The sequence below is a fragment of the Rhizobium moroccans genome (assembly GCF_057559155.1).
Genome location: NZ_JBHFJG010000013.1, coordinates 131,496 through 143,220 on the forward strand (window position 1 = coordinate 131,496; position 11,725 = coordinate 143,220).

The window sequence follows — 11,725 nt, forward strand, 5'->3', positions numbered from 1 at the left end:
GCGGGCGGCATTTTCGTTTCCGGCCGTCAGCCCGGCTGGCGCATTTCGCCCTCGGCGGGCACGATGATCTTGCGATACAGGTGCCAGGTCGCGTGGCCGAGAACCGGCATGATGACGGCAAGCCCTGCAAAGATCGGGATCGTGCCGATTGCCAGCAGCACGGCGACGATCAGCCCCCAAAGCGCCACCGGCACCGGATTGGCGAACGTGGCCCGCACGCTCGCATCCACGGCGGCTGCGGCACCCACATCCCGATCGAGCAGGAGCGGGAATGCGACGACGGTCGTTGCGAGCACCACCACCGCAAAGAGGAAGCCGGCAAGATTGCCCCAGAGGATCACTCCCCTTCCCTCCGGCGTCGTCAGCACCTGCGACAGGAAGGATGAGACAGAGGTGGGCACCGCTTCGCCGAAATAGGCTGTATAGATCGCCTGGGCCGTGAGAAGCCAGACAACGAACAGCGCAAGCAGCAAGAGCGCTACCGCGACGATCGACGGCAGCGCCGGTGATCTCTGCACATCCAGCGCGTGGCGCCAGGAGGTATCCATGCCCCGTTCCCGGCGGCGGCTGATCTCATAGAGGCCGATGGCCGCGATCGGCCCCAGCAAGGCGAAGCCCGACATTAGCGGATAGATCAGGGGCAAGAGATTGGCTCCGGAACTCCACAACGTGAGCACCACGCCGGCAATCGGATACATCAGACACAGGAAAACATAATGCGACGGCTTTTCGCGGAAATCGTCCCATCCAAGCCGCAGGGCGTCCACGATATCGCCTATGCCTATCCTGCGAACAGCCGGGCGCACGAAACTGTTGTCCGCGCCGGCCATGACATGAAATGCCGTCATGACATAGTCTCCTCCTTAGCAGCCGGCGGTGGAGAAGGCTCGGCAAGGCGGATTGCCGAGATGCTCAATGCTACCGGCATGCGATGATCCTAGCGGATTTTGAGAAATCTGGAGCCTTTTTGCTTGACTTCAATAGGTGTCGATCTCACATCGGCGCCATCATGAAAGTATCCGAAGCAGAAATCCTGATCATTCCGGGTTACACCAATTCCGGGCCGGGACACTGGCAGACGCGCTGGGAGACGAAGCTTTCGACGGCGCGCCGCGTGGAGCAGGCCGAATGGTCGAAGCCGGTGCGGGAAGACTGGGTGGCGCGCGTTGCCGAAGAGGTGAATGCCGCGGTCAAGCCGGTGGTGCTGGTCGCCCACTCGCTGGGCATACCCTCCGCGGTCCACGCGATCCCGCTATTTCGCAAGAAGGTGGCCGGCGCCTTTTTCGTCGCCCCGCCGGAACTCGACAATCCCGAGATCCGGCCGAAGCATCTGATGACCTTTGGTCCCTATCCGCGCGATCCCCTGCCCTTTCCGTCATTGATGATCGCAAGCCGCAACGATCCATTCGGCTCCTATGAACATGCGGACGAAATCGCCAACGCCTGGGGTTCGCTCATCATCGATGCGGGCGAAACGGGCCATATCAACGCGGAAAGCGGCCACGGCCCCTGGCCGGAAGGTACGATGGTTTTCGCGCAGTTCCTCAGCCAGCTGAAGCCCTGACGGAAACTGCCTGACGCCGCAACGCAGTAGAGAACAGCAAAAAGCCGCGCCCGATGAGCGCGGCTTTTTGCTTGAGTGATGTCAGGTTTACTGCTCGAGCTGGGCCACGGCCTCGGCGAGGAACTGGTACATTTTCGTACGGATGTCCTCGTCCGAAATCGAAACGCTCGCGGCGTCGAAATCCTTGCGCAGCTTGCGGAAAACGTCTTCCTCGCCGGCTTCCTCGAAATCGGCGGCGACGACTTCCCTGGCATAGGCTTCCGTATCGCTCTTCCCAAGAAGGTCCGCGGCCCAGAGGCCAACCAGCTTGTTGCGACGGGCTAGCGCCTTGAACTTCAGTTCCTGGTCATGCGCGAACTTGTTTTCGAAGCCTTTTTCGCGATCGTTGAACGTCGTGGCCATGCGGATCTCCCAAACGATTGGTCGCTTTGACCCATAATCAAACCGGCACCGAAGCGCAATGCGCTTTGTCGACCGGAACGGCGATGTCCCGCGATCAAGCAATCATGCAGCCCCTCGGCGCATGTCTTCCGCATTGATGATGCCGGATTGTCATAAAACTGTCGCAAAACTCGCCAGGGATTGTTGTCCCCGCTCGGCCGAGGAGTTCGAAGCGCGGAATAGCCGGGATCAGGAGGGCTGGATGCATAATTCGAGATCGATCACACTTGGCGGTTCCCGCATAGATATCAAAGTCGTGTCGTTCGTCACGATGATCGTCCTTGTCATAACGGCTTTGGTCGTGGCCGCCGACACGTGGTGGGGAATCGACCACCATGATCTGATGCGGGACCCGAATGCGATCGCAAATCATCCACGCTATTTCGGCATAATCTCCAATCTCGGCGTCGTTCTATGGATCGCGAGCGCCGCGGTAGCGCTTCAGGCCTATGCCTCGCTGGGCTTGAAGCGACGGGGAGAGTTCAGCGGATTGCTCTTTTCCGGCGGGATTTTCGCGACGTTGATGGGGCTCGACGATCTTTTCATGCTTCACGAGTCGATTTCCGTCACGGGTTTGGCCGAGCCGCTTATCCTGCTTCCGCATGCGCTGTTCTTGGCGGTGTGCTGCTATTACGCCTGGCTTATGCGAACCGAAACGCCGTGGCTGGTGTTTGGTGCGGCCGTCATGTCCTTTGGCCTGTCCCTGCTCTTCGATCTCTATCCCTCATACTTTCCGGGACTGATGCTCCTCGAGGAGGGCTTTAAGCTGTATGGAATCCTCCTGTTTTCAACCTATATGTTCCTCGTCGGCCACGCCGCGTTGAGGCGCTAGCCGGGCCGGCAACTGGATCGGGAAGACGGACAAGCACCTTTTTCTTGTTCATAGCCGCCGTTTTTCTTCCACGACGGCACCGTCACCGGAACAAGGTTTCGAGAATCCGTGTAATCTCAGAACAAATGTTCGTGGTGAAGGCACCGGCCCAATGCGGCTGCTGACAAGGTTAAGAGGTCTGCATTGTGAAATGCGTTCTTTTGCGATAAGGGACCGCTTCAACGATCTTCCACTGCGTCCGCATTACGGATGCCAACAACGAGACAAAAAATCATGAACCGTCGCCGCCGTATCTACGAAGGCAAGGCCAAGATCCTTTATGAAGGCCCGGAACCGGGCACGCTGATTCAGTTCTTCAAGGATGACGCCACCGCATTCAACAAGAAGAAGCATGATGTCATCGACGGCAAGGGCGTTCTGAACAACCGCATCTCGGAATACCTCTTCACGCATCTGAACAAGATCGGCATTCCGACGCACTTCATCCGCCGGCTGAACATGCGCGAGCAGCTGATCAAGGAAGTGGAGATGATCCCGCTCGAGATCGTGGTGCGCAACGTCGCCGCGGGCTCGCTGTCGACCCGCCTCGGCATCGAGGAAGGCATGGTTCTGCCGCGCTCGATCATCGAATTCTACTACAAGTCGGATTCGCTCGCCGATCCCATGGTTTCGGAAGAGCACATCACCGCCTTCGGCTGGGCCAATCCGGCCGAGCTCGACGACATCATGGCGCTCGCGATCCGCGTCAACGACTTCCTTTCCGGCCTCTTCCTGGGCGTCGGCATCCAGCTCGTCGATTTCAAGATCGAATGCGGCCGCCTCTACGAAGGCGACATGATGCGCATCATCCTGGCCGACGAGATTTCGCCGGACAGCTGCCGTCTGTGGGATATCGAGACCAAGGAAAAGATGGACAAGGACCGTTTCCGCCGGGATTTGGGCGGTCTTGTCGAAGCCTATTCCGAAGTCGCCCGCCGGCTCGGCATCATTAATGAAAACGAACCGATCCGCGGCACCGGCCCGGTTCTCGTCAAGTAATCATCGGGGGTAGATCAGTGATCAAGGCACGCGTGACCGTCACGCTCAAGAATGGCGTTCTCGACCCGCAGGGCAAGGCCATCGAAGGCGCTCTCGGCAGCCTCGGCTTTTCCGGCCTCGGCCATGTGCGGCAGGGCAAGGTCTTCGATATCGAAGTGAATGGCGCCGACAAGGCGAAGGCCGAGGCCGACCTCAAGGAAATGTGCGAGAAGCTTCTGGCAAACACGGTCATCGAGAATTATACTATAACTCTCGACTGAAGGTTGTGGAGCATGTGATGGCTGAGATCACGAACGACTTGGTGTATGAGCTGATGAAGCGCATGCATTCCGAACTGGGTAATCTGCGGGAGGACCAGAGGGGCCTTCGGCAGGACGTTATCAGCCTTCGCAATCACATGCATGTCATGCAGGGCGACATGAACAACTTGCACACGACGATGGCGCAAGTTCTCGTCCGTCTCGATCGTATCGAAAACCGCCTCGAATTGCGCGAACTCGCCGAGGCACAGGCAAGGTTTGAACCGCACCCATGAAATCCGCAGTCGTCCAGCTTCCCGGCCTCAATCGCGACCGCGACATGATCGCCGCGCTTACCAAGATTTCCGGTCAGGCGCCGATCACGGTCTGGCAGACAGAAACCGAAATCCCGGATGTAGACCTGATCGTCATTCCCGGCGGCTTCTCCTATGGCGATTATCTGCGCTGCGGCGCAATCGCCGCCCGCATGCCGGTCATGCAGGCCATCAAGGAAAAGGCCGACCAGGGCGTAAAGGTGCTCGGCGTCTGCAACGGCTTCCAGATCCTGGTCGAAGCGGGAATGTTGCCGGGCGCACTGATGCGCAATACGTCCCTCAGGTTCGTCTGCAAGGAAGTGAAGCTGGAAGTGGTCAACGCCGAGACGGATTTCACCCGCGCCTATGAAAAGGGCCAGGTCATCCGCTGCCCGGTCGCGCATCACGACGGCAATTATTTCGTCGATGCGGACACCCTCGCCTCCATGGAAGACGCAGGGCAGATCGTTTTCCGTTATACCGACGGCACCAATCCGAACGGCTCGCTTAGCGATATCGCGGGCGTCATCAATGCTCGCGGCAACGTGCTCGGCATGATGCCGCATCCGGAAAACCTGATCGAAGCGGCCCATGGCGGCAATGACGGGCGCGGCATCTTCGCCTCAGCCCTCGATGTGATCGCAGCTTAACCTTCCCCTCACCATACCGTTGTAGAACGGCGCGCGCGCCGCTTTCAGGATATCCCGATGCCGTTCTACACCCGCAGCCTCACGCTCGTTTTCCTCGCCGCCGCCGGCACTATGCTGACAGCTTGTCAGGCGGACAGGAAACCGGCCCCCTCCCCGAACAATGCCGCCTTGCCCATGATGGAGCGCGTCGCGCTTGCGGCGAATGCCTGCTGGTTCAAATCGGGAGATACCGCCTTCAAGCCCTATCGGCTGGCGCCGGAGCTCAATTCCTTCTCGGGCCGTCCGCGCATTCTCGCCGTACCGCGCAATAGCCCGGAATCGCGGCCGGTTCTCGTCGTCCAGGCGGAGGGCAATCCCGCGAAGCTCGATGCCTTCGGTCCGATAATGGCCGGCGAAACCGGCGAACGGATCAAGCGCGACGTATTGCGCTGGGCGGGTGGCGGCAAAGGCTGCTGAGAAACCCACCTCGGCCCATTCCACCTAAATCCCGCATCCGTTGAACATCCGTCCGGCCACAGCTTAAACGATGGATAGACGCGGGACGCTACCCGCTTTACCAATCACTGAGGATCGCAAAGCGATTCGGTGAGGTGGACGCATGCTGATGAAATCCGAATGCCTTCATGTTCTCCTTTCGGCCGGTCTGGCCGCAACGCTCTGCTCCACTACGATCACTCCCGCAAATGCCCAGGAACCGATATTCGACGAAGCCCGCTTCGGCGTGCTCGCCTCCGTCGACAACGGACATCACGAAGATGGGGTATTCGCGACGGGCATGATCTTCTTCGATCCCTGGGGCCATGATGCTGCGCAAGGCATCGACAAGCTCCTGCGTCCGCGAATCCATCTGGGCGGAAGCCTGAGCACGGCGGGCGAAACCAGCCAGGTCTATGCCGGCTTTTCCTGGACCGCCGATCTCACCGATCGGCTGTTTCTCGAAGTGGGTGTCGGCGGGGCGGTTCACGACGGCGACCTCGACTATGACGGCGGATCAGGCCCGGCGCTCGGCTGCCGCCTGCTTTTCCACGAATATGCGGCCGCCGGCTTCAGGCTCACCGACAACTGGCGGCTTACCGCCCAGATCGAGCACTCCTCCCATGCGGAGCTCTGCAACGGCCCGAACGACGGCCTGAGCCGCGCCGGCGTCATGCTGGGCTACAAGTTCTAAAGCCCATGACCCAGCGGAAGCAACGGCTATCCGCCGCCGCCTCGTACTGCACGGGCGGACGATAAGAAAAGACCCGATGCGCAGGTTGGGATGCGGCATCGGGCCCTGCTTCCAATAGTGCTGGAAGAAGATGTTTCAGAACAGGAAGCGCGATTTGGCCGCTTCACGATGCGCCTCGACGCGGGTTAATCCGATATCCCGCAATTGGCCCTCATCCATATCCAGCAAAGCCACTCGGCCTTTGCGGCGGATGCTCCAGTTCCGATAGATGTCGATAATGCCAAGCAGGCCCTGGCGTGGTGCCGGCAAAGGCGACGGAGCCAAAAGATCACCGCTTGCCCGCAATTGCGACTCTCGAGCAAAGTTGTCTGGGTAAATTGTATCGATTGTCGCAAGATATTCGTTTAACCTGCGCATACCGCACCTGCCATACAAGTCATTAGTGGTGCAATTCTTTTACATTGACTCAATTAAGGGTACAATGTAGAGAATTGTCACCATGACAAGTTGGCTTCCAAACATCAAAGAGGGCAAAAGCCCGCTCTATATTCGCGTGGCGGATCAGATCGAGGACGCGATCATGGCCGGCAACCTGCCGGCCGGCGCGAAACTGCCACCGCAAAGAAATCTGGCCTACGATATAGGTGTGACGATCGGCACGATCAGTCGCGCCTACTCCCTCTTGCATGAGCGGGGTCTCGTCAGCGGAGAAGTCGGACGCGGCACCTATGTTCGCCCGCGACCGGAAATTGCATCGCAGGATGCCAATGATCCGGCAACAGCCAGTTTCGCGGGCACCCGCCCCTTCCACCCTCCACCGGGCAAGATCCGGTTCGACAGCACCGCAGCACCGGATGTCGGGCAAAATCAGATAATCGCCGGCATCATCAACGACATCATGCGAGACCACCCCCGGGAGATAGCAAGCTACACGCGGAGCTTTCCCGACCATTGGTCCGAAGCGGGGGCGCGCTGGCTTTCCTATGGCAACTGGACACCCGCAATCGACTCGGTCGTGCCCACCCTTGGTGCCCACGCCGGCATCATGGCCATTATCTCGTCGCTCACCAGTCCGGGCGACAGGATCGTTTTCGAGCATATGACCTATTCGCAGATCAGCCGTGCGGCCGGGCTGATCGGGCGACGGAGTTCGCTCGTGGACGCGGACGATTTCGGCGTTCTGCCCGAGGATTTTGAGCGAGTCTGTGTCCAGCTGCACCCCAAGATTGCCTTCTTCATGTCCTCAGCCCAGAACCCGACACTCGCGACCCTGCCCCTCGATCGCCGCAGGGCGATCGCCGATATCGCGCACAGGCACAATGTCTGGCTGATCGAGGACAATCTCTACGGCGCGATGGACAAGAAGGACATTCCTCTCATCGCTGAGCTGGCGCCGGACAGGACTTTCGTCATTGACGGATTGTCGAAATCCGTTGCGGCCGGCACTCGCGGCGGCTGGGTCGCCTGTCCGCCGCATTTTGCTCAGCGCGTCCGCATCGCCCACAAGATGTTAACAGGCGGACTGCCTTTCATGCTTGCGGAACTCTGCTCTCGCCTCGTCCTTTCCGGAGAGGCGGAACGCATATGGGATCGATGCCGTATTGAGATCAATGCCCGAGAGGAACTTGCAAGGGAAATCCTCGCCGGCCACGATTTCAATTCCAATCCGGACATTCCCTTCCTTTGGCTTAAGCTGCCGGAACCCTGGCTTTCCGCGACATTCAAGAACGCGGTCCTGGCCGACGGGGTGCTCATCGACGATGAAGACGAATTCAGGGCCGGACGATCGGGGAAGATCACGCATCGCGTCCGCATCGGGTTCTCCTCACCTCATACACGCCAAGATGTGGCAGCCGGGCTGAAGGTCGTTCGACGCCTGCTGGAAAACGGATCGGCGGGCTACGACAGCCTGGCTTGAGGCTAGTCGGCAGGTCGGTTCAGGCTCGGCCCGATCGCCTTCATCCCCGCAATCAAAGCTCTGCGGAAAGCGGAGGTTTTCCGCTATTTTCCTGTCGCGTGCAGCAAACACATGCGCTAAAGAGGCGCAACGCTTCGGAACGGCCAGCCATCCTAGGAACACTGATGACGATCCCCAATTCGATCCAGATAACTCCCGAACTCGTCGCTTCGCATGGCCTGAAGCCGGACGAGTATCAGCGCATCCTGGACCTGATCGGCCGTGAACCGACCTTTACCGAACTCGGCATCTTTTCAGCGATGTGGAACGAGCACTGCTCGTACAAATCCTCCAAGAAATGGCTGCGGACGCTACCGACCATGGGGCCCCGCGTCATCCAGGGGCCCGGCGAAAATGCCGGCGTCGTGGATATCGACGATGGCGACTGCGTGGTCTTCAAGATGGAGAGCCACAACCATCCCTCCTATATCGAGCCCTATCAGGGAGCCGCGACCGGCGTCGGCGGCATCCTGCGCGACGTCTTTACCATGGGTGCCCGGCCGATCGCCGCGATGAACGCGCTGCGCTTCGGCGCGCCTGACCATCCGAAGACCAAGCATCTCGTCTCCGGCGTCGTCGCAGGCGTCGGCGGTTACGGAAACTCCTTCGGCGTACCGACCGTCGGCGGCGAAGTGGAGTTCGACGAGCGCTACAACGGCAACATCCTCGTCAACGCGTTTGCGGCCGGCCTCGCCCGGAGCGATGCGATCTTCTACTCCAAGGCCGAGGGCGTGGGCCTGCCGGTGGTCTATCTCGGCGCCAAGACCGGCCGCGACGGCGTCGGCGGAGCCACGATGGCGTCCGCCGAATTCGACGAGTCGATCGAGGAAAAGCGTCCGACCGTTCAGGTCGGCGACCCCTTCACCGAAAAGTGCCTGCTGGAAGCCTGCCTGGAACTCATGCAGACGGGCGCGGTCATCGCGATCCAGGACATGGGTGCTGCCGGCCTCACCTGTTCGGCAGTGGAAATGGGCGCCAAGGGCGATCTCGGCATCGAGCTCGATCTCGATAAGGTGCCGGTGCGCGAGGAGCGCATGAGCGCCTATGAAATGATGCTCTCCGAGAGCCAGGAGCGGATGCTCATGGTTCTGAAACCGGAGAAGGAAAAGGAGGCCGAGGCGATCTTCCACAAGTGGGGGCTCGACTTCGCGATCGTCGGCAAGACGACGGACGACCTGCGCTTCCGCATCCTGCATCAGGGCGAGGAAGTGGCGAACCTTCCGATCAAGGAGCTTGGCGACGAGGCGCCCGAATACGACCGGCCGTGGGTTCAGTCGAACGGCCCGGCATCCCTGCCCGCCTCCCAGGTCGCAGCGCCTGCGGACTACAACGAGGCTCTTCTGAAGCTCGTCGGCTCTCCGAACCAGGCGAGCCGACGCTGGGTGTATGAGCAATACGACACGCTGATCCAGGGCAATTCGCTGCAGCTCCCCGGTGGCGACGCCGGCGTCGTGCGCGTCGACAATCATCCCTCCAAGGCTCTCGCCTTCTCCTCCGACGTGACGCCCCGCTATGTGGAAGCCGATCCTTTCGAAGGCGGCAAGCAGGCGGTCGCCGAATGCTGGCGCAACATCACCGCAACCGGCGCCGAGCCGCTCGCGGCCACCGATAACCTGAACTTCGGCAATCCGGAAAAGCCGGAAATCATGGGTCAGCTCGTCGGCGCCATCAAGGGCATCGGCGAAGCCTGCAAGGCGCTCGATTTCCCGATCGTCTCCGGCAACGTCTCGCTCTACAACGAGACCAATGGCGTGGCGATCCTGCCCACGCCGACGATCGCCGGCGTCGGGCTTTTGCCCGACTGGTCGAAAATGGCGAAGATCGGGTCGGCAAACGAGGGTGACAAGCTGATCCTCATCGGCGTCGACGGCAGCCATCTGGGCTCAACCGTCTACCTCCGCGACATCCTCGGCCAGACGGACGGCCCGCCGCCGGAAGTCGATCTCGCAGCCGAGCGCCACCACGGCGACTTCGTGCGCTCGCTGATCCGCAACGGCCAGGTCACCGCCTGCCACGACATTTCCTCGGGCGGCCTTGCCATCACGCTTGCGGAGATGGCAATGGCATCCGGCAAGGGCATGACCGTCAGCCTCAAGGACCAGAAGGGCGCCCCGCATGCCCTGCTCTTCGGCGAAGACCAAGCCCGCTATGTGATCGCCGTTCCGGCCGATCTCGCCAATTTCGTGGAAGCGAATGCGGAAGCGGCAGCAGTTCCCTTCCGCCGCTTGGGCACCGTGGGTGGAGAAACGTTCGCGGTGGACGATCTCGTCAGCCTTGCCGTCGTCGATCTCGCCAATGCACATGAAAGCTGGTTCCCCGGCTTCATGGCCTGATCCGCAGCGGGAGGCGCAGGCTTTTCTTGCGCCTCACCTCCGGAAGGCGGATAATATTCCCTGTCGATAGAGCGGCGATCCCGCTTTGACCGCCGGCCTTCTTTGAGGCACTCTCGACTCGATTGAACTCCGCTTTTGAGTCTGCGGAGGAGGAAAGGACGACAAAAACATGCCCATGAGCCCAGGCGACATCGAAGACATGATCAAGGCCGGCATACCGGGCGCCCGTGTCACCATACGGGACCTCGCCGGCGACGGCGATCACTATGCCGCCGAAGTTGTCGCCGAAGCGTTCCGGGGCAAGAGCCGCGTGCAGCAGCACCAGATGGTCTACGACGCGCTCAAGGGCAACATGGGCGGCGTGCTGCATGCGCTGGCGCTGCAGACCTCCGCTCCCGCCGACTGAGCCCCACTGAACCCCATGGCCGATCTCATCAAGGAACTGGTCACCGGCGTCGTTGAAAACGTCATGCGGGAGCTTCTGAAGAAGTCTCACGGCCGCACGACGACCAAGCGAAAGAAGCGCAAGGCGCAAGCCGCTGGTGGCCGTCCCTCCCGCGCGAAGACCGAGAAGACCAAAACCGTCGTCTGCAAGCAGGTGAGCCGGCGCCGCAGCGCGGCTTCCCGAAGCCGCCAGCGCGCCCGCTGATCATTCCATCAGGGATTTTGATGACTTCCCCGCTGGAAATTCCCGCGGCGCGTGTTATCTAAAAGGCGAACAGCGATCCGGACCTTGAACCCGGATAGACAAGGATTTGACATGAGCGCGATTCACGATTTCATCGACAACGAAGTAAAGACGAACGACGTGGTTGTCTTCATGAAAGGCACACCGCAGTTTCCGCAGTGCGGTTTTTCTGGCCAGGTCGTCCAGATTCTCGATTATCTGGGTCTCGACTACAAGGGCGTGAACGTGCTCGCTGACGCTGAAATCCGCCAGGGTATCAAGGACTATTCCAACTGGCCGACCATTCCGCAGCTCTATGTGAAGGGCGAATTCATCGGCGGATGCGATATTGTCCGCGAGATGTTCCAGTCCGGTGAGCTGCAGAGCCATCTTCAAGAGCAGGGCATCAGCGTCCGCGGCGCCGCCTGATCCCCCGTCCCCGCTCCGCGGGGGCCTTTCATAACCTTTTCTTTCGAGGCGCCGTGCAAGCGGCGCCTTTCAACGTCTTTGGGAATATCGCTG

Annotated in this window: 16 protein-coding genes; 13 read left to right on the top strand and 3 right to left on the bottom strand. The window is 60.4% G+C overall.

The window, feature by feature from the left end; all coding sequences use genetic code 11:
- Window positions 1-26 precede the first annotated feature (26 nt).
- Window positions 27-848: a DUF2189 domain-containing protein gene (locus ACE04I_RS10305; RefSeq protein WP_046792341.1), complete on the bottom strand. Its 822-nt coding sequence runs from the start codon at window positions 846-848 to the stop codon at window positions 27-29.
- Between the two features lie 161 nt (window positions 849-1,009).
- Between ACE04I_RS10305 and ACE04I_RS10310 the strand changes: the two genes are divergently transcribed.
- On the top strand, window positions 1,010-1,564 hold the full coding sequence (locus ACE04I_RS10310; RefSeq protein ID WP_046792342.1) for an RBBP9/YdeN family alpha/beta hydrolase: 555 nt from the start codon (window positions 1,010-1,012) through the stop codon (window positions 1,562-1,564).
- 87 nt (window positions 1,565-1,651) lie between these two features.
- On the opposite strand, the gene ACE04I_RS10315 is transcribed toward ACE04I_RS10310, so the two are convergent.
- Window positions 1,652-1,966, bottom strand: coding sequence for a DUF1476 domain-containing protein (locus ACE04I_RS10315; RefSeq protein WP_046792343.1), 315 nt, complete (start codon window positions 1,964-1,966; stop codon window positions 1,652-1,654).
- A 58-nt stretch (window positions 1,967-2,024) separates the two neighbouring features.
- Here ACE04I_RS10315 and ACE04I_RS10320 point away from each other — a divergent pair, with 58 nt between their 5' ends.
- The 7 genes from ACE04I_RS10320 (at window position 2,025) to ACE04I_RS10350 (ending at window position 6,246) form a co-directional block, all read left to right on the top strand.
- Window positions 2,025-2,837: a hypothetical protein gene (locus tag ACE04I_RS10320; RefSeq protein ID WP_487207020.1), complete on the top strand. Its 813-nt coding sequence runs from the start codon at window positions 2,025-2,027 to the stop codon at window positions 2,835-2,837.
- Between the two features lie 273 nt (window positions 2,838-3,110).
- Window positions 3,111-3,875, top strand: coding sequence for a phosphoribosylaminoimidazolesuccinocarboxamide synthase (gene purC / locus ACE04I_RS10325; RefSeq protein ID WP_046792344.1), 765 nt, complete (start codon window positions 3,111-3,113; stop codon window positions 3,873-3,875).
- Window positions 3,876-3,892: 17 nt separating this feature from the next.
- Window positions 3,893-4,135 (top strand): phosphoribosylformylglycinamidine synthase subunit PurS, encoded by a 243-nt coding sequence (gene purS, locus ACE04I_RS10330; protein WP_046792345.1) that lies wholly within the window; start codon window positions 3,893-3,895, stop codon window positions 4,133-4,135.
- A 17-nt stretch (window positions 4,136-4,152) separates the two neighbouring features.
- Complete coding sequence (locus ACE04I_RS10335; protein WP_046792346.1) at window positions 4,153-4,410, top strand: hypothetical protein; 258 nt, start codon at window positions 4,153-4,155, stop codon at window positions 4,408-4,410.
- Complete coding sequence (purQ, locus tag ACE04I_RS10340) at window positions 4,407-5,078, top strand: phosphoribosylformylglycinamidine synthase subunit PurQ (RefSeq protein ID WP_046792347.1); 672 nt, start codon at window positions 4,407-4,409, stop codon at window positions 5,076-5,078. Before ACE04I_RS10335 ends, purQ begins: the two co-directional genes overlap by 4 nt.
- Window positions 5,079-5,135: 57 nt before the next feature.
- Complete coding sequence (locus ACE04I_RS10345; RefSeq protein ID WP_046792348.1) at window positions 5,136-5,534, top strand: hypothetical protein; 399 nt, start codon at window positions 5,136-5,138, stop codon at window positions 5,532-5,534.
- A gap of 142 nt (window positions 5,535-5,676) precedes the next feature.
- Complete coding sequence (locus ACE04I_RS10350; protein WP_137326614.1) at window positions 5,677-6,246, top strand: acyloxyacyl hydrolase; 570 nt, start codon at window positions 5,677-5,679, stop codon at window positions 6,244-6,246.
- A gap of 135 nt (window positions 6,247-6,381) precedes the next feature.
- Here the strand turns inward: ACE04I_RS10350 and ACE04I_RS10355 are convergent, their stop codons facing one another.
- Window positions 6,382-6,663 (bottom strand): DUF1127 domain-containing protein, encoded by a 282-nt coding sequence (locus ACE04I_RS10355; protein WP_046792349.1) that lies wholly within the window; start codon window positions 6,661-6,663, stop codon window positions 6,382-6,384.
- A gap of 82 nt (window positions 6,664-6,745) precedes the next feature.
- On the opposite strand from ACE04I_RS10355, the gene ACE04I_RS10360 reads away from it, so the two are divergent.
- From ACE04I_RS10360 to grxD, 5 genes are all read left to right on the top strand, one after another.
- Window positions 6,746-8,164 carry an aminotransferase-like domain-containing protein gene (locus tag ACE04I_RS10360; protein ID WP_046792350.1) on the top strand — a complete coding sequence of 473 codons (1,419 nt, stop codon included), beginning with the start codon at window positions 6,746-6,748 and terminating at the stop codon, window positions 8,162-8,164.
- Window positions 8,165-8,328: 164 nt separating this feature from the next.
- Window positions 8,329-10,536, top strand: a complete 2,208-nt coding sequence (purL, locus tag ACE04I_RS10365; RefSeq protein ID WP_046792351.1) for a phosphoribosylformylglycinamidine synthase subunit PurL — start codon at window positions 8,329-8,331, stop codon at window positions 10,534-10,536.
- A gap of 169 nt (window positions 10,537-10,705) precedes the next feature.
- Complete coding sequence (locus tag ACE04I_RS10370) at window positions 10,706-10,942, top strand: BolA family protein (protein ID WP_046792352.1); 237 nt, start codon at window positions 10,706-10,708, stop codon at window positions 10,940-10,942.
- A gap of 15 nt (window positions 10,943-10,957) precedes the next feature.
- A complete protein-coding gene (locus ACE04I_RS10375; RefSeq protein WP_046792353.1) occupies window positions 10,958-11,185 on the top strand; it encodes a hypothetical protein in 228 nt (75 codons plus the stop codon).
- 111 nt (window positions 11,186-11,296) lie between these two features.
- Window positions 11,297-11,632, top strand: a complete 336-nt coding sequence (gene grxD / locus ACE04I_RS10380) for a Grx4 family monothiol glutaredoxin (protein ID WP_046792354.1) — start codon at window positions 11,297-11,299, stop codon at window positions 11,630-11,632.
- The last annotated feature ends 93 nt before the right edge of the window (window positions 11,633-11,725 follow it).

Excerpts from the sequence above, each read along its gene's own strand:
- ACE04I_RS10375 (WP_046792353.1), top strand. The coding sequence starts at position 10,958 with ATGGCCGATCTCATCAAGGAACTGGTCACCGGCGTCGTTGAAAACGTC.
- purQ (WP_046792347.1), top strand. The coding sequence starts at position 4,407 with ATGAAATCCGCAGTCGTCCAGCTTCCCGGCCTCAATCGCGACCGCGAC.
- ACE04I_RS10305 (WP_046792341.1), bottom strand. The coding sequence starts at position 848 with ATGACGGCATTTCATGTCATGGCCGGCGCGGACAACAGTTTCGTGCGC.
- ACE04I_RS10320 (WP_487207020.1), top strand. The coding sequence starts at position 2,025 with ATGCGCTTTGTCGACCGGAACGGCGATGTCCCGCGATCAAGCAATCAT.
- purC (WP_046792344.1), top strand. The coding sequence starts at position 3,111 with ATGAACCGTCGCCGCCGTATCTACGAAGGCAAGGCCAAGATCCTTTAT.
- ACE04I_RS10370 (WP_046792352.1), top strand. The coding sequence starts at position 10,706 with ATGCCCATGAGCCCAGGCGACATCGAAGACATGATCAAGGCCGGCATA.
- ACE04I_RS10315 (WP_046792343.1), bottom strand. The coding sequence starts at position 1,966 with ATGGCCACGACGTTCAACGATCGCGAAAAAGGCTTCGAAAACAAGTTC.
- ACE04I_RS10360 (WP_046792350.1), top strand. The coding sequence starts at position 6,746 with ATGACAAGTTGGCTTCCAAACATCAAAGAGGGCAAAAGCCCGCTCTAT.
- ACE04I_RS10335 (WP_046792346.1), top strand. The coding sequence starts at position 4,153 with ATGGCTGAGATCACGAACGACTTGGTGTATGAGCTGATGAAGCGCATG.
- ACE04I_RS10310 (WP_046792342.1), top strand. The coding sequence starts at position 1,010 with ATGAAAGTATCCGAAGCAGAAATCCTGATCATTCCGGGTTACACCAAT.
- ACE04I_RS10345 (WP_046792348.1), top strand. The coding sequence starts at position 5,136 with ATGCCGTTCTACACCCGCAGCCTCACGCTCGTTTTCCTCGCCGCCGCC.
- ACE04I_RS10350 (WP_137326614.1), top strand. The coding sequence starts at position 5,677 with ATGCTGATGAAATCCGAATGCCTTCATGTTCTCCTTTCGGCCGGTCTG.
- grxD (WP_046792354.1), top strand. The coding sequence starts at position 11,297 with ATGAGCGCGATTCACGATTTCATCGACAACGAAGTAAAGACGAACGAC.
- ACE04I_RS10355 (WP_046792349.1), bottom strand. The coding sequence starts at position 6,663 with ATGCGCAGGTTAAACGAATATCTTGCGACAATCGATACAATTTACCCA.
- purL (WP_046792351.1), top strand. The coding sequence starts at position 8,329 with ATGACGATCCCCAATTCGATCCAGATAACTCCCGAACTCGTCGCTTCG.